Source organism: Rubripirellula tenax, from assembly GCF_007860125.1.
GTDB lineage: Bacteria > Planctomycetota > Planctomycetia > Pirellulales > Pirellulaceae > Rubripirellula > Rubripirellula tenax.
The window spans coordinates 466,138-484,172 of sequence record NZ_SJPW01000003.1; the positions used below are offsets into that span (position 1 = coordinate 466,138).

Below are 18,035 nucleotides of genomic sequence, written 5' to 3' on the forward strand. Positions count from 1 at the left end.
TGAACCCAAAGTTCGGCGGGCTTTTTTTGGCCGGTCTGTTCGGCGAAAGAGCGCCATGGTTCGATCCAAGGTCGGGCCGCGTTCCCGGACAGCGCCTGGCCGGCCGCTCGCATCCGCTCGGCTCGACGCTGCCCGGATCCTGATGCGGACACCGCTATCGTCGATACGGCTACTGACGAATCCTGGCGAGATCAGCGAGGCCAGGCCGAAAGCTGCATATGACACTCGTGCATCGTCGAAGAATAAACTTAGGGCGAAGCCGAACTGCTCATCGGCCGGGTGCGTTATCGGATAGGCTCTTACCTTGAAACGCGAAGGGATTGCTTCACATCCAACTTCGCGATGAAGTGAAAGATAACGGCACGACGTCACTCAAGCGGCGACACGCAAGATCTCCCCAACTCATGACGCAGCGACTTGAAGCCATGAATCATCATCAAATGTTCCGATGGATTTCGCCTTTGCTGGCCCTTTTCGGCATGGCCTGCATTTCGAATGCGGTGGAGGCAACGACAAAGCCGAACATCATTTTGATTTTCACCGATGACCAAGGCTATCAGGACCTGGGCTGTTTCGGATCCGAAACGATCAAGACACCCAACCTTGATCGAATGGCGGCCGAGGGCGTTCGGCTGACCGATTTTTATGCGCAACCAGTCTGCGGAGTTTCCAGGGCGGCGCTGATGACGGGTTCCTATCCGATTCGCGTTGCCGAACCGGGGAACATCAAGCGTCTTCACACGGTTCCGCATCCCAAAGAAACGACGATGGCGGAAGTCTTGAAATCGGCCGGGTACGCGACGGGCATCATTGGGAAGTGGCACTTGGGTCTCGCGCGGGCCGACGCGACCGGGGGAATCGATCCGGCGACCGCCCCCAACGCTCAAGGCTTTGACCACTTCTATGGAACACCGATCTACAACGGCCACACCGTGTATGTCGACGACGTAAAAATGCGTGTGCCCCTGCTTCGAAACGGAAATGTCGAAGTGGATGGTGTCCAGAGCTGGGACAACATCACATCGGATTACACTCACGAAGCGATCGAGTGGATCACGGCAAAGAGTACAGAACACAAACCGTTCTTCTTGTACCTTTCCCACAACATGCCGCACATTCCGCTTGGCGCGTCGGCGAACTTCAAAGGCAAGTCCGATGGCGGACCCTACGGCGATGCGATCGAAGAGATTGATTGGTCGTGCGGCCAGATCATGAAGACGTTGAAGGATTTGAGTATCGACGACAACACGTTGGTTGTCTTTACTTCCGACAACGGCCCGTGGGTCGAGACCACACGAGGGATGGATCCAAATGGCAAGGCTTTCATTCCGCGAGATCATTCGGGCAACACCGACCCGCTGCGTGGTTGGAAGATGTCCGCTTGGGAAGGTGGATGCCGCGTTCCCTTCATCGCCCGTTGGCCCGGCAACATCCCCGCGGGCTGGGACTCCAACGAGCTACTGAGCACGATGGATCTGCTACCGACATTCGCAACGATCGCCGGTGCGACCCTGCCCGATGCCGCGTTGGACGGAAGCGATGCGACGGCGTTTTTGACGCGTCAAACAACAACGAGCCCTCGCGATGAATACTTGTACTATTCGGGATGCTTGCTGACGGGCGTGCGCCGTGGCAATTGGAAACTCGTTCTCACACGCGCGAAGAATCCTTCGGGAACCGGTTGGTGGGGACGCATGATCGAAGCTGTCCCCGAAACCATGCTGTTTGACCTTGCAAGCGATCCGGGCGAAACAACCAACGTCGCGAACGCCAACGCGAATGTCGTCGGCGAACTGATGAAGCGAATCGAAATCGCGCGCGCCGAACTTGGCGACATCGATCAAATCGGAAACGGTGCAAGACTGTTTGACGACGGCCCCCGAAAGCTGCAAGTGCCCGTTAAGAAAACCAGCGACGAGGCCGCGACCGCCAAGGTGCGCCATAGCTTTATGGCGTTCGGCAAACAAACGTATCTCGTGGATGGTGAAGGAACGAAGACGTGGAGCTTTCCCGAATCCACTCGCGATGGATACCAGCTGGCCGACGGCCGCATCATCCTGGCACTCAGTAAAGGAAAACGGTTTCCCGGCGGCGCCGTCATCGAGATCGCGGTCGACGGTTCCGAAACGATGATCTGGAAAGGCACCCAATCCGAAGTCAATAGCGTCCATCCCACCGACGCCGGTACATTTGTCATCACCGAAGCGGGGCCCAAACCGCGCCTTTTGGAACTCGATCGAAGTGGACAGGTGCTGATCGAATTTCCGCTGAAGTGCCAGATTGAAAACCACCACTTGCAAACTCGCATGGCGAGGAAGCTTGCCGATGGAACTTACTTGGTTCCCCATCTGCTCGATTTCCGCGTGAAGAACTACGACGCCAGCGGGAACGTGATCGCTGAACTGGACACGACGGTGCCCGGCGATGAAGCGCACGCAATCCACTCGTGGCCGTTCACGGCAATTCGGCACGACGACGGACGGACGCTGGTCTGCTGTACCAACGGAAATCGGGTGATGGATTTCGACGCCAATGGGAAACTGGATTGGCACCTGACCAATGACGACTTGCCCGGCCCGTGGCTACAGGATCCCTGTGGCGGCCAAGTGTTGGCCAACGGAAACGTCGTGATTGCATGCTATGCCGGCGGCAACAAGAACCCGAAAGCACCCAAACTGTTCGAGATCACACGCGACAAAAAAGTCGTTTGGACGCATCGGGATGGCCAGAAAGTAGGAATCCACCATTTCCAAATCCTGACCACCAACGGCAAGAGGCTTCCCGGCGTCCCCATGAAGTAACGTTGGCGAAAGATGGAACAGGCAGTGTCGGACACCGAAAAAATCATGACGATTTGATTTTCTCGGCCCAAGGTTTGCAACTTCCCGACGAACAACCTTGACGCCCGGCCACTTTGCTCACGATGCAGTCAATCATGGATACCGCCTACTCGCCGCCCCACGCCACAACCCATTCCTCCGCCGCACGGGATGGATTGGCGGTCGCGCCGACACACCCAGCGATTGTGGGATACCTGTTCTGGATCCTTGGCGTCGTTGGCGCTCACCGATTCTATTTCGGTAAACCGTTAACCGGGGCGCTGTGGTTCCTGACAGGCGGCCTGTTCTTGATCGGATGGATCGTGGACCTGTTTCTGATTCCCGCAATGGCCGATGAAGCGAATCGCCGCTTTCAACCCGGCGAGACCGACTACACCGTCACCTGGGTCCTATTGACGTTCCTCGGTCTGTTCGGCGTTCATCGATTCTATATGGGCAAGATCGGCACAGGAGTGCTGTATCTGTTGACGGGTGGGCTGTTCGGCATCGGCTACGTCTATGACGCGTTCACGCTGAACGAGCAATTGGACGAAATCAATCGCCAATCGTAACAGCGGACTCCGGTGCAACACCTTGCTTTAACAGGACTTCGATTTCACGAGCGACAAGCGATAGTCGTATGCGAATGCAGTCATCGCTGTCGATCGCCGCCCCATCGACGGCTTCGCTTGCAAGGCGGACATAGTCCCATGCCTTCCGGGGCTCGCCTCGACCGGTCCAAATGCGAGCGACGCGGTTCCAACGTTCCGCTGCTTGGCGAGGCAGACCGGATTGCTGGTAGGCCGCGGCGGCCAAGTCCAGCGCCCTCGGAATCTCGCGATAGTTGCCCGCCGACCGCAACCGCTCGGCTTCCAGATCGAAGTGCGCCGCCGCCTGCAACGTCTCGTCCTTGGCAAGGTGAATCGCTGCGGCGACGTGTTGCAGTTCCGCGTGAAGTTCGTGTGAACAAATGTCGTGAATCAATTCGCATGCACAGGCGAAGTGCTTCGTTGCGGTCGCGAGATCAAACTGCTCAGCGGCCAAGCGTGCCCGCGCCAAATGCACCTGGGCTTCAAAGCCATCAACACAGTCTTTCGTGGCCTCTTTCGCTTCGATTTTGCTGCCGACGCACGGCAAACATGATAGTGGACAATCGCGACACCCCTCGACCGTCGGACATCCACATGCTCGATCTGCCGCGTCGCAGGGCGGTTCGCCGCACGCGGCCCTGTTTAAAAATTCGGTTGCGTCGGCAAAGCGTGCATCCTCGGTCGCAATCTTTGCTTCGACCAACCAAACGTTGCCCACCGATCGTCGACCTCGATGCAATTCGGATCGAGCATCCGCCAACCAGTCTCGCGCCAACGCCGTTTGCCCGTCGCTGATCATGCATGCCGCCAAATTGTATGCACCGTTGCCTGATTCGACGGGATCGTCCATCGCCCAGGCACGAAGCACGGCCGACCGGAACTTCTTCATTGCCGCATCGACGTCGCCCTCGGCGTAACGTTCATGCCCGTCATCGGCCAACCGCCGGACTCGTGAATCGAGTTTCGGTTCCGCCTTGGGCGCGGTTCGGCATCCCGTCACGCCAACGATGATTGCCATCATCAAGGCGACGATGAACGGGGTTTGGCGATCCAAACATTTCATCGCACCGATCCTCCGCCCACCATCGTCGGCGAAACCTGTTGGGACGATGTCGGCCGACTGCCCGAACGGCGAAGTAGCCAGTGGCCACGGATCTCGCCAACCAAGTCTTGCGTCTCGCTGACGGTATCATTAACACGCTCGGTGGTTCCGGGAAGATCGTCCGCTTCGCGCCGAACGATACGAACGACGTCGCGAGTCTCCAACGCCAGTAGACGAACCTGCTCAGCGGCCTGTTGCAGTTTGACCAGCGTATCGGCAACGCTTTCGTTGACTTCCGTCGATGTCGCCTCGGCCGATTTTGCGGCCGCGCTGATCGCGTCGGTGGATTCACGAACGTCGGCGAGGGTGATTCGCATATCATGGTCGACCATCGCTTCGATTTTCGTCGTCAACGCGCCGACCTGGGATTGCAAATCGATCGTCGCTTGTCGGATCACACTAAGCGTTTGGGAGGTTTCGGGTCGCAGTTGTTCGTTTGTTTTTAAGAACGACGCCGACGCTGTGCGAGTCTCTTCGAACGTCGGCCGAATCGTCTCGGACATCGATTGATCGAAATTTTTACCTGCCGATTCGATGGTCGCCAAAGTGGGTTTCAATCGTTCTTCGATCATGCGGACCGATTCGCTGACCGACTCAACTTCACGCGCCATTCGTTCGATGCGGTCATCCTCGCTTTGGAAGGCTTCGATCTTGCTGCCCGTCGGAAGCGGTACGGCGGATTGCGGCGCCGTTCTTCCGCGGCGAATATTCAGCACCGGCGTGCCGACACCATACTTTCGTGACGGCACGATGAAGGAGTTATCGAACACGAGATTGCTCATCTCGGGGTCGATGCTGACGTTGACGCGGATGCGGTCGCTGTCTGCGATGTATTCGATGGCTTCGACGGCGCCGGCTCGGCGGCCCAGGATCACCACTTCGACGCCGGGATGCATATCCTGAACCTGGTCCTGGGCGATCTCGAACCAGTACGTTTTCTTCTCGGCAAAATAGTCACTGGCTCGCAACAGCATCAGCGCCAGCAAGATCAACAGCAGAAGTAGGACCAACAGGAACGCACCAACGATTTGGTTGGTGTAGCGAAGACGATAGGGTTCGTTCATCAGTCGTCCTCCGGCATGTCGTCGACATCCGATCGCGAAGGCGATCGGGTCAGGTCGGCAATCGGATGGAGTCGCTCGTCGACCCACCGAAAATGCAGCACCGGCTTCGAAAGATCGTCACTCGCTTCGGCCGCGCTACCCGCAAACCAAACCACCGCCGTGCCTCGGCGGCGAAGCTTTTCGACCGCGCGGACCAAAGCCGGTAACCAAGTCGTTGCGACCGACCGCATGGGCCGCTCCAAAATCAATAGCGATGGATGACAAGACAACGCGCGAACCCACTGAAAGATTTGCAATCGAGACGGCTCGACAAAGGCCGGTCGCTCGCGAGATGCCGGATCGACCGAGAACTGTTTCGACCAAAGAGCGATCTCGTGATGCATCGACTTGTGGTCGCGCCCATGATGTTCGCCCGCCAACGTCAAGTTATCGTTGATATTCAAGTTTGCGATCCAAGCCTGCCCGTCAAAGACACGACCGATTCGCGAGCGCATGCGGAAGTGACGACTGAAATCGTTGCCCTGCCAGTCCGAGTCCTGAAACAAAACGTCACCGCGGTAAGGCTTGGTCAAACCCTGGATCATCGACGCGGCTGCGCGGGAACTTTGAGATCGTTCCATATGGATCATCGCCATCTCGCCTTCGCGTAGCAGCAAGCTGACGTCCAACAGTCCGCCTGTTCGTTCTGTCTTTCCCGACAGGGTCACACTACGCAATTCCAACACCTTGGGTCTTGGCTTGTTTACGATCACAGTAGATGTTTCGGATTCTTTCATTGTGGTCCTCGCCTAAAGAATCTTGAAGACGAGCAAGCGTCCGTAAATCAGAACCGAGAGAACGGCCGAGACGGCGAATACGGCCGTCAACGCGCGGATGCCGCTGCGACTGGAAACACGTGGCACGTCGGTCATTGTGCCTCGGACGCTGATACCGTCGATGCAACAAATGGCGCCAGCGAACGCGCCCGCGATGATCGTCTTTGGCACGAAGAACAGCAGATCCATCGAACTGAATTCGCTGATGATCCCGTCCAGGAACGTCATCCACGTCTCATGGATCACACCCATGACCCAGCCGATCACATAGCCGGTGACCACCATCGACGTAGCAATGATGATGGCCAAACAAAAGACGCTGACGACCATGCTTAGAATGCGAGGCATGACCAGGAACGTCATCGGATCAATCCCCTGGGCGTCCAGCACTTCAACTTCGCCGCCGACCACCATGGTCGCCAACTCGGTAGCGATGGCGATCCCGCTGCGTCCGATCACCACCAAGCATGCCAACAACGGCGCCAACTCACGCACGATCGCCTTCCAAAGAATCGGCGCGATCACGTCCGTGGTGACGCCAAGTGTGTCGATCCAAAGTGCCGCCTGAACGATGATCAGGATCCCAACCGCCGCGCCGAATCGGATAGCGACGGAAGTCGCGTCCACGCACGTGAATAACAGTTGGCGAGCCAGAACAGATCGGACCGGTCGCGTCCACGACGTCGGGCGAATCGCCAGAATGAATGTGCCCCACAAGATTGCCAGAATCGACGCCAGCGTGCTGAATCGTCCGACGACTTGGTCGCCCAGCCATGCGGCGACGCGACTTGGCCCTGCGAAGGCAAGTTTGCGAGCGTTCGACGGTGCGGTGGACGTTGTAGACACACTCCAGTGGTTCGGCTAGCACCGACCGTGCCTGCCAGCAAAACCCGAACAACCGGATTTGCTAGCAAATGAGCCTGACGCTTCAATGGTTGCAACCGGCACAACCGGACCGCGGCATTCGACGCGGCGAGCTTGCGACGCCACCGCATCGTTAGTACTGCAAAGTCAGGTGATGGCGCGAACAACGACCCGCGCACCCTGTTTGCCGATCACACGGACCTGCGTGCCGCTGTCGACGAAATCGCCTTCGGTCGCGACATCCACCAAAACATCACCGACTTGGATTCGCCCACTCGGACGCAGCGGCGAAACGGCTTCGCCAACGTCGCCGATCTGGACCCGTTGCCATCCGGGCAAGGCTGACAGATCGGCGGAATCGTCCACGGCACCGTCGACGCCAGCGACCACGGGCGGCTGCAACGTCAATCGGCTCAGCCCCGGAATCTCGCCGATGTACTGTGACAAGAAAAACAGGGCGACCAAGAAAATTGTAAACGCTCCCACGACGGTCAACACGTCGTACCCAAGCGTGCCCAGTTGTTCCGAGTTCTCGGGAATCAAAACGCGTCGCGACGCCATCACCAAAGATCCCAAGACCAGCCCGATGCCTCCCAATCCCGCGATGCCGAAGCCGGGAATCACGAACAGCTCGCAAGCGATAAAGACCAACCCGAGTGCGAACAAAATGACTTCCAACCAACCCGACGTACCGGCCGCAAACCGGCTCCAGAAAAACAAACTGAAACACAGCAGCGACATCAATCCGCCGACGCTAATACCCGGCGCCGTCAGCTCGACGACTAACGCGATCAAGCCGATCACGATCAAAAAGAACGTCATCCAACCGGTGTTCAAGAATCTCGCGATCCCTTCGGCCCATGTCGGCGAAAGCACTTCGATCGGCATATCGACGTCCAAAATTTCGCCGAGCTGGTCGCTGCTATCGAACGTTTGATCCGCGACTCCCATTTCGACCAAACGTTTTCCGTTGGCGATGAAGAACATTTCTTTTCCGCCTTCGCGGATGGGTTTACCGCGATCCCAGTTTTCGGCTTCTTCAAACGCTTCCCATTCTTTGTCCGAAAAGAAGCGTTCTTCCCCTGACTCTTTGTTCGTCGCGGTGAAGACGATCATATCTTTGTCCGTCATCTTTTCGGCCAGCACCGGTGGACGTCCCGTCGCCGCGGCCGTGTCGCGAGCCTTTTGGGCCACCATGCTGCGACTCTTCGCTTCGGCATAACGGAACTCGCCGCTCATCCCCAAGACGATCACACCGGCGTCACCCATCCGGGCACCTGGTTTCATGATAATCTTGTCGCAAGCCAGTGCGAACAGCGCGGCGCCGCTGATCGCATCGCGCTGGATCATCGCGACGGTTTCGACGTTGTCGGCTTCCAACAGCATGTCCATCAACTCGAACGTCACGTCGACGCGGCCGCCGGGGCTGTTGATATCGAAGATAACAACGTCGACGCCCGATGCGACCGCTTGCTCGAATTTTCGTTTCAGGATCGAGCCGCTGAGCGGGTTCAGATCTTCGTGCAGCTCGATGATCACGGCCCTGCGCCGGGAACTCGGTTCGCTCTTGAACACTTGCGACAGTGCGGGAACCGGCATCATGACGCCAACCATCGCCAGCATCAGCCAATAGAGTAGTGTTCGGCTAGCCATATTGATTCCAGTCATCGAAGCTCGCAAAAAGGGTCCGTTTTGCGTTCATTGTATCCAGTGATCTTCTGGGAACGAAAACGAATCAGATGCGGCGCCAAAAAGTCGGAAAAATCAACACTAAAACACTGTAGACCTCGACTCGCCCCAGCATCATCAGCCAAACGAAGAGCAATTTCGCACCTTGGCTGAATCCGGCATAGTTCTTCGTCGGGCCCACCACACCCAGGCCGGGACCAATGTTGTTCAGCGTCGCCGCGACGGCGCTTGCCGAATCCAACAGCTTCTCGTCCAACGTGTTTTTGCGGATCAATTGCTTCGTCGGGTCACCGCTCGATTCGACCGACCCGGCGGTCTCTGCTTCGGCAACACCCCAAGTGCTGCTGGGCTCGAACGTGACCAACAAAAACCACGAAACGACAAAGATGGCCAAGATCATGGCGAAATAAACGACGATTCCGTGCGCCAGGTTGGGATCGTCGATCGTCATTCCGCCAATGCGGAGCCGGCGAATGACTCGCGGGCGATGCGACTTTTCGATTTCTTGCCTCAATATTTTGTAGAACAGGATGTGGCGAATCACCTTCATTCCACCGCCCGTGCTGCCCGCGCAACCGCCCACAAACATCAGCAACAACAGAATGCCGCGACCGAAGTTGTTCCAACGATCAAAGTCGGCCGTCCCGTAACCCGTCGTCGTCAACACCGAGACGACCTGGAACATGCCGTTGCGAAGCGAATCGCTGAACGTCGCGAAGCCTGCGTCGCCCGATCGCATTCCAAACACGACCACACCAGCGGTCACGACTGCAATGATGCCGATGAATGTTCGAAACTCGACATCGCGAAACAACCGCTTGGGTCCGTCCAACAGCGTTAAGTACAACAGCGTGAAGTTCGAACCGGCCAAGATCATGAACCCGATCGTGGTGTAGTCGATCAGGCTGCTTGTGAACTGTCCGTGGCTGGCGTTGTATGTGCTAAAGCCGCCGGTCGCCATCGTCCCGAACGCATGACACAACCCGTCGAAGCATGTCATGCCTTCCAACACGTAGGTGATCGTCAAAATAATATTCAGCCCGACGTAGATCGCGGCAAATGCCAAAGCCGTTGCTTGCATCCGCGGCATACTGCCTTCTTTGGTCGGCCCCGGCATCTCAGCCCTCATCATCGCCTTGCCCGCCGATCCTTGACCCAGAATCGCGACAAACAAAACGACGATGCCCAGCCCACCCAGGAAGTGCGTCCACGATCTCCAGAACAGGATGCAGTGAGGCACCAAACCGGGCGACTCAAGATCCGTCAAAACGGTCGCGCCGGTGGTACTGAATCCGGACTGCGATTCGAACATCGCTTCGATGAACGTGATCGGCGATCCTTCACTGATTTGCGTGCCCGACAAATAGAACGGAAGCGCCCCCAACACGGTTGCCAAAACCCAGCTGAGCCCGACCACGGCCATCGCTTCTTTTTGAAACAGATGCCCGCCGCGATGCTTGCGGCCGATGGCTCGAAACACCACGCCGATGAACATGCAGATCGCCATGCTCAACAGAAGTCCACGTGCACCGGCGACCTCGAAACCGTCGGCCGCCGGCAGATAGGTGCGTTTGGCCAGTGCGGGAATCGCGAACGGCAGACTGAAAGCCATCGATCCGCCGATCAACAAACAAATCGAGCCGAGGACGCGAAAGAGTAGCGGGAAATTCAAGGATTTCGGCAGGGGAAAGAGACAGAGATGGCAACCAACGCGACGGTTCTGGGTCGTGAGTTTAACGTCAACCGGGTTAGTCTGTTAGCTGGCCCGATTTCCCCAGCCCGACTCCCCCTCAGCCCGCCAAACCGGCTTGGTCCCCTCAAATGCCAACCGTTCGTGAACCTCCGGGCCCAAGGGCATATCATGAACAAAAAACTCCAACGCCCAAGGCAAACGCATGTGTGGCCGAATGACAATGAGGACTCCGCCCACCCAGTGGTGCCAACAGTTCCTGCCGCAAATCGATCCTTCGGCTTTCGACCTGGACTTTACCGCCCGTTACAACATCGCCCCCACCCAGTCGGTGACCTGCGTCTTGCCGGCCGCGACGACAACATCCGACGGCAATGGGTGGTCGGTCGAAATGATCCGCTGGGGTCTGGTTCCGCCCTGGGCGGACGAACTGGGGATCGGCAGTCGCATGATCAACGCTCGCTGCGAAACCGTCGCCGAAAAGCCGTCGTTTCGAAAAGCATTCACTCACCAACGATGCTTGGTTGTTGTCGACGGCTACTATGAATGGAAAAAGACGGACGCCGGAAAACAGCCGTATCTGATCGAGTCCGTCGGGCCACCGGGAACCGTCATCGCGATGGCGGGGTTGTGGGAAACGAACACGAAAGCATCGCCGGACGGAACACCGATTCGGACTTGCACGATTATAACGACGACGGCCAACGACCAAACGGCGGACGTGCACGACCGTATGCCAGTGATGCTGGACCAGAAAGACTATCAAGCTTGGCTGGACCCCGCTTTCACGAATTCGCACGCTTTGCAATCCATGCTGGTGCCCGCGGACTCGGATCAATTGAGGATGATGCCGGTGACACGTTTCGTGAACAACGCGCGAAACGAAGGCCTCCAATGCGTTGAACCGATGGGATAAAAACTTGCCCAGTCATCACAACCCGACCGATCCGGCGAATTGATGACTTCCGGTTAACGAATACGCTCGTTCGTCGATTTTGAGGGAATGTGTTTTTTGGTCCTGTGACACTTGAGGGTAGCGGACCCGATGTTCGATACGAGTTGTGACACCTCCCCCCGTCAAGCTCGATGGTAACTTCCATGCGTCAACTCATTCTCACTGCATTCATCACCACAGCGATCCTCGCTGTGCGGCCATGCCATGGCCAAAGCACGATCTCTGATAATCCACTCGAGCTCACGTTTGGAAAAGCGTTCTGGGGTGTCATGCTGCCCGAATACAAAGTCGGCACCGACGCCAATGGTGGCAACGCTTTTCAAGACGACGGCGACACACTGGGCGCACTGTGGGAATTGAAAGCGGTACGACGTTTTCTTGGAACGCGAACAAGCTTTGAAACCGAAGCGTTCTACGGACTTGCGCGAGCAAACTCCAACGCGGACACGATCGATGTCGATGTTCCCAATCCGCTAAGCGGTGCCAACAGCGCCTTTTCGGGTGGACGCAGTCATTTGGATGCGGACGTCGATCACTATGGATATGACTTCGCGCTTCGAGATACTTGGCAAACGCGTTTCGGTGGTTTGTCCGCCGGTTGCGGATTCTCTTACATGGCGTTCGACCAAGACTTTAATGTCGAATACGGCGGAGCCCGCTTGTTCAAGGAATCGCTCGACTCAGACTTTGTCGGTGGCAAGGCGTTCGTTGGTTGGGACGGTTTCGTCCTGGGTCGTGCCAGCAATCTGGACCTGATCTTCGGCTACTACGATATGGACGCCGACTATCACTTTGCGGGTGGCTCGGTCGCTGGATCCGGAAGCGACAAGATCAGCCGCAACTCGGGGACGGTCGAGGCGTCGTATACGACCCGAGCAAATCTGGGCAAGTGGCTGGTCGGGTTTACAACCTCGGCCACCTATATCTCGCGAATCGCAAAGATCGAACGAGCAGCCAATGGTTCGGCAATGCTGGGCACCGACGATGCCGCAACCGTGCGTGCGATGTTCGAAATCTTCCTTTAATCGCTAAGCGATGCGTCGGTATCGCGGACTGTGGCCGGACAGTTGATCCGTCAGATCCGAATGAATCTCGGCAAGCATGTCCGTCATCAATCGCGTTGACTTACCCCAGTCATAAAGCTGGCCCGAAATGGTCGTGTTCAACGTGATCCGGCTATACCCTTCACACACTTCGATCAAGATGTGAATTCGCCCTCGATTGGTAATCAATCCGGACGGTAGCTCAGCACTGAGCGAACATTGGTCCGGCCCTTGATGGACCTGATCGATCACCAACGCTTTGGATGCGATTGTGCAAAGCGTGGCCAGCATCAAACGCCCCGGCACCGCATCGAAAATGCTTTGAGCCTGGCGGTCCGTCTTGATACCAAGTTTGTCGTAGATTGGCAGAATCGCCTTGGTAAACTTCGCCAGCGAAAAGCCGATCGGCGAGACCGCATCGAACACTTCCAACAGGTCTTCGCCGGTCACGCCCGGTTGCGATTTCTTTGCCGATGCAGTGATCCGGTTTCTCGCGACCGGATGATTCAGAACGGTCTGATATTGAATCGACTTCGTCCAATCGGACGCGTCGTCGACCAGAATCGCATCCACGATCGCATCGCTGGTTTCAATCGAATGCGTCAACGCGACGTCAAGATCAACGACTTCGGGCGTATCAAAAGGGCCCGCCAAATCTGTTTGGTTCTTTCCGCAAGCGGCACAAAATCTTGCCGCTCCGTCGGCTCCGCAATGGACACAAAACATCGGGCTCGCTTCCTGATTCGGATTTTCCGGTTTCCACACATGGGACGCTACCGGAAACCGTACCGAAAATCCGAAAGGGGGGGCAAGATGCAATTTTCATCGAGCGACCATGCCAAAACCGCGATCGGATGCCGTCTCATTAGTCAACCAGCGTTCACAATGGACGGCAGAACCCGCCGGCTCCCGAACGAAGCAGGAGCCGAGCGAATGCCCGAACTTTCGATAGCGAAATCAAACGTTCGATCTCGCGATGCGATTTTTGCGTTGGCGAACAAACATGACAGCACCCAACGCCGCGAAAACGGCCAAAGAAGTGGGCTCCGGAACAGCGGCAGCGCCGATGTTCGCGTAGCCGATGTCTTTGAGAATTCCGATCTCAATGGGCGAGTAAGTTCGAATGTCGAACTGACCTGCGCCGAACGTCGATGAGTGGTTCATCATGCTTTCGATCTTTCCGTCCGCCGGATTATAGAAATCCGTGTCCAAGTGGGAGCCTGAGCTGCCGGCTCTCCACGCATTCGGCGAATACAGATAAACGGGACCGCCGGCGGCGGCGACAGCGTTTGCACCGTTGAATTGCAACCCTGCCATACCCGCGCCGCCAAGGGACGCTGCGTCCCATCGGCCACCATCAAGAACGCCCGCAAAGTCGATGATCGAGTTACCGTTCATGTCCGCAACGAACTCATCGAATGGCGACCAAACGGACGCGGTTCCCGGCATATCGCCATAACCGCTGCTACCGTTCTGGTTGATATCGCTTGCAAATCCAATTGCGTGGGTGAGTTCGTGAATCGCGGTGGAAATTAGATCGAGCTGGCCCGGACCAATGACGTCCAGAGGAGCCCAATCGAAGTTTTGGAAGTCCCAACTGACGCTACCGTCTGCACCAGGACTAGGGTCCGCGCCGCCAAGAATCTTTGTCATCACGTCGCCGCGGCCAGAAAAACCATTCGAAGCTGGTCTCGCTCCACTGAAGTTAGAGCCCGCGCTCGCCAACAGACTGCTGTCGGTCGTATCCCCTTTCACATCCAAGTCGATGCTGGCCGAATAGCTTGGCCCAAGAACCGACGACACGTAGTCGCCGGCGCGTTGCAAGCCAGCTCGTCGATCGGCAACGACTTGGCCATTGGCATTGAATCCAACGTCCACGGCATCAAGAAAGTTAAAGTTGAAGATCACACCAGCAAATGCTTGGTTCGTTGTCGCGAAACCGACAGAGAACGCAAGGGCCGTCAGAAACAAAACACTGCAATGACGTTGAATTCTTCGACGCATGGACTCACCTTCGGGTTGAGAGGTACCACTTGGGGCAACACCGACTGATGCTGAGAGGTACTCATTTCGATTACTAAAACGCCCAGCAAGGAGCAGGCATATACCGCCACCGCAACTCTGGGGACATAGGCCGCATTCACCGACTTTCCCAATTAGCAAAAACAAGCAGGCTCCAGCGAAATTTCCTCCTCAAAGTCGAAATCCATTGCGAGTTCCCGTTGCGTAACCGCCTAACCCGGCCTCCTCGCCTTGGATTGTATCCCTGCTATGTGGATTCGGCGGCCGGGTCCACCCACGACAAACGTCGGCGGGCGATAGACTTCCTGGTTGGGCGACCGCGATAGGTCACGTGTGACGACGCACAAATCCGAAATTTGAACAAACGAGAGTCGCTTGTGAACGAAATTCGACTGGAATACTTCTTCCTGCCGATTTACCTGCAACTGCAATCGAATCCGGGTAGCGAAGATGTCGTCGTGGATCAACGAACCATACTTGGAACCTTTGAATTCTTGCGGTTGCCGGTACAAGCCGCGTTCCATTTTGCAGCACTGCTAGAGCAAGGCGCCGACAATGCATCGAGTACGCCCGTCGTTGACGGAGACGTGGGGGAAATCAGTGGTATCTTTGTCCGCAAGCTTGGAACGGGAAGCATCCGCGTCGGACTCTCGGTGAAACGCGCCGGTTCCATCCGGCTTGCGATCTACACAACGGTGGGCAGAAAACGCCACCGAAGCCGACCAAAGATCTCAGTCTCCGAGGCGCGCCGTTTTGCCACCTTTCTTCGACAAGCCAATGCCAATTGAGATGCTGCCCAACGCGTACAAATTCAAAAACAACTTGAAGTACTGCGAATCGAAACTGACGGACTAACACAGCAAGCTTCCAAGACATCGGCGTCACCGACGCGACCGAGAACAAGCTCCGGCCGATCATGGATGAAGATTCTGTGACTTTCAACGAAACGGACCAAAATGACAAAAGCGATATCGTTGTTTTTGATTTGCACATTCACTCTCCTGAGCAATCTTGATGCAAAAGCTGAGCCTGGTTTCAAAGATAAGGAATCAGTCGTCAATGATTACACCTTCAGTTGCTGGCTCAATGGCTGGCGAAAGAATGCGAACGATGGAAGTGCGGACATCTTCGGTATTGAAACCAACGCTTACGGATTTACGCTAGACGTCGCAGATTTCACAAAGGTCGGACTCGGGTTGCTTGACAATCCGATCGGCTATGAACAGGCACTGAATCAGAAAGCCGAGAAGCTAAAGACACTACCCAGCGCTGAACTGTTGATCGAATTGGAATTGGATGGCCAACCCTATCGGGCCAAGGCTTCTCAGGCAGGACAGGGCGACGGTCCGACGCATCTTTATGCGGCTCGTCTGTGGGAATCGGGACGCTTCGTTCAGCACTACGATTTCCAGGGACTTGTTTTTCGCAATGCGAAGAATGAAACACTGGCCTGTGATGCAGTCCTGGATCTGGTGGCCTGGCCTGGGAGCTTGACGTTGACGGCCAACGTGGCGGTAAACCAGTCCTATGAGAAGGCATCTCTGCGACTGGGACTCAACAGCAAGGCGGGGAACTGGAACGAAGAGCTGTTGGTCGAAAATGGCTGGAACGGTGGACAGCAAAAGAGCGTGACGTTGACTTGCCCGCTTGCTTCGAGTGGGATCATGGAGGAAGCCCAGGCAATTGCCGTTGAGACGCCGGATGGAACGTCTTTTCCGGTACGTTTCGATCCACAGAAGAATTGCTACGTGGCGTCTGTGAAGAATCTGAGACGGAGCTGGAAAACGGGCTACACCGACATCCGAAATTATGATGAGTTCAAGATCACGGTCAAAGAATCCGCTTCGCAAGCCACCTTGCCGTTCATGCTGGATATGCGACCGCCTGCGAACGTGACCGGACTCTGTCCGATGCTGTGTGACGAAGAGGGGCGACCGATCGGCATCCCCGTGCAGCTGAGTAAGAACTGGCACAACGATTCGATGGGCGCCTACTTCATGCCCTATACCCTTTTGCCAGCCGACAAGACTCGCACCTATCTCCTTCGCGTGGCCTATGGTTTTTACGGAACACTTCCATCCGCAAGCCATGCCCAGTTGAGCCTACTGGGCTACGTGAATGCCAAGGCAGGCAACGGTCGCTGGGATCAGCTGGCCATTGGCTGCTGGGGCGAAACGATCTGCTTCGATATGGACATGAGTCTTGTCGATGTTGCGATCACTGATATTCGCATGCTGATGTCCCGCAACGGACTGAGCGGGCAAAAATGGCAATGGACCGAAGCCGGCTGGGGAGGCGATTGGCTCAACATCGAAGATGCCAACCAGAAGAAGTTTTTTTGGACCGATCTCAAAACCGCTTACCTGGCGCACGGCCCTTGCCTAACGGATGTCAAATACGATGGCTTCTATGGCATCAATGGCGAGGTTGATTTTAGAGCTCAGATTCAAACCACGCGGACGGATGACTACGCCCGCACTTTCCAAAAATTAAGCTACACGTTTACCAGTGATGTCTCGGCGAAGGACATCTCGCTTTACAAACTGGGACGCACCAACAACTACAACACACCGACGGTTGCCTACGGCAATCGTGACGGCCTTCTCAAAAAGCGAGAGGTTCCTGATGACCTAAAGCCGGGCACGTTGTTCTTGGAACCGGTCGAGTTGTCAGGTTCGGGTCCTCATTGGGTTGCCTTTGCCGGGGCATCGGAAACTGCGAACCCACGGGGAAAACCCAATGGCTACCGTGCCTTGATTGTTCGTCGGTACGAAGCCTTGGTCGGTGGAAAAACATTTACCCAGCCAACCATCAGCGCCCCAGTCCATTCAGCCACACCTAACAACGTTGATATCGAATTGCTTCCGCCCTCGGGTATTCGGAAATTCAGCAGAGGCGATCGCATTGAACTGGACCTAGAACTGATCACTCTACCTCGCGTGGCCGATGACTATTACGGCCCCAATGAATCCTTTCGTAAACATCTCACAGCCAACGCCAATTCTTGGAAAACCACTCACCGCGAGGCCAGAGGCAACGATCTGATCGTCTCGGTTTCCGGTGGCACGATGCTTCGAAATTATCCTCTGGTTATCCAGGCCCAGGAGCCAGAGGTCACCGTTGTCATCAAGGGAGGCGTCGGTGCTGTTCCGATTCGGTTTGAAGGTTTGACTTCCAATCAAGGCTACAGTTTGCATCGCGTTGCCGATGGCAAACGCATCGAACTGGAACAGTCCGTTCACGGCCATGACTTCTGGCAGACGGACTTCGATGCAGCTACGAATTCGTACAAGATGAGTTTCAATTTGCCCTTGGACGGATTGGAAGAATCGCAGTGGGTCTTCACGAGGCTCCGCAGAACACAAAAAAGCAAGGATTGAGT

The 18,035-nt window shown here is 56.3% G+C and carries 14 protein-coding genes; 6 read left to right on the plus strand and 8 right to left on the minus strand.

From position 1 onward, the window contains the following. Positions 1 to 425: 425 nt before the first annotated feature. Both Poly51_RS31690 and Poly51_RS12590 read left to right on the plus strand, forming a co-directional pair. Positions 426 to 2,801: a sulfatase family protein gene (locus tag Poly51_RS31690; protein WP_186775511.1), complete on the plus strand. Its 2,376-nt coding sequence runs from the start codon at positions 426 to 428 to the stop codon at positions 2,799 to 2,801. Between the two features lie 122 nt (positions 2,802 to 2,923). After that, positions 2,924 to 3,391: an NINE protein gene (locus Poly51_RS12590; RefSeq protein ID WP_222435840.1), complete on the plus strand. Its 468-nt coding sequence runs from the start codon at positions 2,924 to 2,926 to the stop codon at positions 3,389 to 3,391. Here Poly51_RS12590 and Poly51_RS12595 read toward each other — a convergent pair. From Poly51_RS12595 to Poly51_RS12620, 6 genes are all read right to left on the minus strand, one after another. Next, on the minus strand, positions 3,375 to 4,472 hold the full coding sequence (locus Poly51_RS12595; protein WP_146457970.1) for a hypothetical protein: 1,098 nt from the start codon (positions 4,470 to 4,472) through the stop codon (positions 3,375 to 3,377). The two genes, Poly51_RS12590 and Poly51_RS12595, sit on opposite strands and share 17 nt — an antisense overlap. Continuing rightward, complete coding sequence (locus tag Poly51_RS12600; RefSeq protein WP_146457972.1) at positions 4,469 to 5,575, minus strand: hypothetical protein; 1,107 nt, start codon at positions 5,573 to 5,575, stop codon at positions 4,469 to 4,471. The genes Poly51_RS12595 and Poly51_RS12600 overlap by 4 nt, the downstream gene beginning before the upstream one ends. After that, a complete protein-coding gene (locus tag Poly51_RS12605; protein ID WP_146457974.1) occupies positions 5,575 to 6,351 on the minus strand; it encodes a hypothetical protein in 777 nt (258 codons plus the stop codon). Before Poly51_RS12605 ends, Poly51_RS12600 begins: the two co-directional genes overlap by 1 nt. A gap of 12 nt (positions 6,352 to 6,363) precedes the next feature. Continuing rightward, positions 6,364 to 7,236, minus strand: a complete 873-nt coding sequence (locus Poly51_RS12610; RefSeq protein ID WP_146457976.1) for an MlaE family ABC transporter permease — start codon at positions 7,234 to 7,236, stop codon at positions 6,364 to 6,366. A gap of 165 nt (positions 7,237 to 7,401) precedes the next feature. Then, positions 7,402 to 8,922, minus strand: coding sequence for an NfeD family protein (locus Poly51_RS12615; protein ID WP_146457978.1), 1,521 nt, complete (start codon positions 8,920 to 8,922; stop codon positions 7,402 to 7,404). A gap of 67 nt (positions 8,923 to 8,989) precedes the next feature. Next, on the minus strand, positions 8,990 to 10,555 hold the full coding sequence (locus Poly51_RS12620; protein WP_186775560.1) for a TrkH family potassium uptake protein: 1,566 nt from the start codon (positions 10,553 to 10,555) through the stop codon (positions 8,990 to 8,992). Positions 10,556 to 10,850: 295 nt separating this feature from the next. Between Poly51_RS12620 and Poly51_RS12625 the strand changes: the two genes are divergently transcribed. Together Poly51_RS12625 and Poly51_RS12630 are read left to right on the plus strand one after the other, a co-directional pair. Continuing rightward, the gene (locus tag Poly51_RS12625; protein ID WP_186775512.1) at positions 10,851 to 11,549 is read left to right on the plus strand and encodes an SOS response-associated peptidase; all 699 of its coding nucleotides are present in this window, start codon (positions 10,851 to 10,853) and stop codon (positions 11,547 to 11,549) included. A gap of 182 nt (positions 11,550 to 11,731) precedes the next feature. Then, on the plus strand, positions 11,732 to 12,613 hold the full coding sequence (locus Poly51_RS12630; protein ID WP_146457984.1) for a hypothetical protein: 882 nt from the start codon (positions 11,732 to 11,734) through the stop codon (positions 12,611 to 12,613). Between the two features lie 3 nt (positions 12,614 to 12,616). Here Poly51_RS12630 and Poly51_RS12635 read toward each other — a convergent pair whose 3' ends face one another. Together Poly51_RS12635 and Poly51_RS12640 are read right to left on the minus strand one after the other, a co-directional pair. Beyond that, positions 12,617 to 13,357 carry a hypothetical protein gene (locus Poly51_RS12635; protein ID WP_146457986.1) on the minus strand — a complete coding sequence of 247 codons (741 nt, stop codon included), beginning with the start codon at positions 13,355 to 13,357 and terminating at the stop codon, positions 12,617 to 12,619. A gap of 231 nt (positions 13,358 to 13,588) precedes the next feature. Then, positions 13,589 to 14,635, minus strand: coding sequence for a PEP-CTERM sorting domain-containing protein (locus tag Poly51_RS12640; protein ID WP_146457987.1), 1,047 nt, complete (start codon positions 14,633 to 14,635; stop codon positions 13,589 to 13,591). A gap of 395 nt (positions 14,636 to 15,030) precedes the next feature. Between Poly51_RS12640 and Poly51_RS12645 the strand changes: the two genes are divergently transcribed. Next, positions 15,031 to 15,441, plus strand: coding sequence for a hypothetical protein (locus Poly51_RS12645; RefSeq protein ID WP_146457989.1), 411 nt, complete (start codon positions 15,031 to 15,033; stop codon positions 15,439 to 15,441). Between the two features lie 168 nt (positions 15,442 to 15,609). After that, positions 15,610 to 18,033 (plus strand): hypothetical protein, encoded by a 2,424-nt coding sequence (locus Poly51_RS12650; RefSeq protein WP_146457991.1) that lies wholly within the window; start codon positions 15,610 to 15,612, stop codon positions 18,031 to 18,033. Positions 18,034 to 18,035 lie beyond the last annotated feature (2 nt).

What these genes read in the sequence shown, in the direction of transcription:
- Poly51_RS31690 (WP_186775511.1), top strand. Translation starts at nt 426, where the DNA reads ATGAATCATCATCAAATGTTCCGATGGATTTCGCCTTTGCTGGCCCTT.
- Poly51_RS12590 (WP_222435840.1), top strand. Translation starts at nt 2,924, where the DNA reads ATGCAGTCAATCATGGATACCGCCTACTCGCCGCCCCACGCCACAACC.
- Poly51_RS12595 (WP_146457970.1), bottom strand. Translation starts at nt 4,472, where the DNA reads ATGAAATGTTTGGATCGCCAAACCCCGTTCATCGTCGCCTTGATGATG.
- Poly51_RS12600 (WP_146457972.1), bottom strand. Translation starts at nt 5,575, where the DNA reads ATGAACGAACCCTATCGTCTTCGCTACACCAACCAAATCGTTGGTGCG.
- Poly51_RS12605 (WP_146457974.1), bottom strand. Translation starts at nt 6,351, where the DNA reads ATGAAAGAATCCGAAACATCTACTGTGATCGTAAACAAGCCAAGACCC.
- Poly51_RS12615 (WP_146457978.1), bottom strand. Translation starts at nt 8,922, where the DNA reads ATGACTGGAATCAATATGGCTAGCCGAACACTACTCTATTGGCTGATG.
- Poly51_RS12620 (WP_186775560.1), bottom strand. Translation starts at nt 10,555, where the DNA reads ATGGCTTTCAGTCTGCCGTTCGCGATTCCCGCACTGGCCAAACGCACC.
- Poly51_RS12625 (WP_186775512.1), top strand. Translation starts at nt 10,851, where the DNA reads ATGACAATGAGGACTCCGCCCACCCAGTGGTGCCAACAGTTCCTGCCG.
- Poly51_RS12630 (WP_146457984.1), top strand. Translation starts at nt 11,732, where the DNA reads ATGCGTCAACTCATTCTCACTGCATTCATCACCACAGCGATCCTCGCT.
- Poly51_RS12635 (WP_146457986.1), bottom strand. Translation starts at nt 13,357, where the DNA reads ATGTTTTGTGTCCATTGCGGAGCCGACGGAGCGGCAAGATTTTGTGCC.
- Poly51_RS12640 (WP_146457987.1), bottom strand. Translation starts at nt 14,635, where the DNA reads ATGCGTCGAAGAATTCAACGTCATTGCAGTGTTTTGTTTCTGACGGCC.
- Poly51_RS12650 (WP_146457991.1), top strand. Translation starts at nt 15,610, where the DNA reads ATGACAAAAGCGATATCGTTGTTTTTGATTTGCACATTCACTCTCCTG.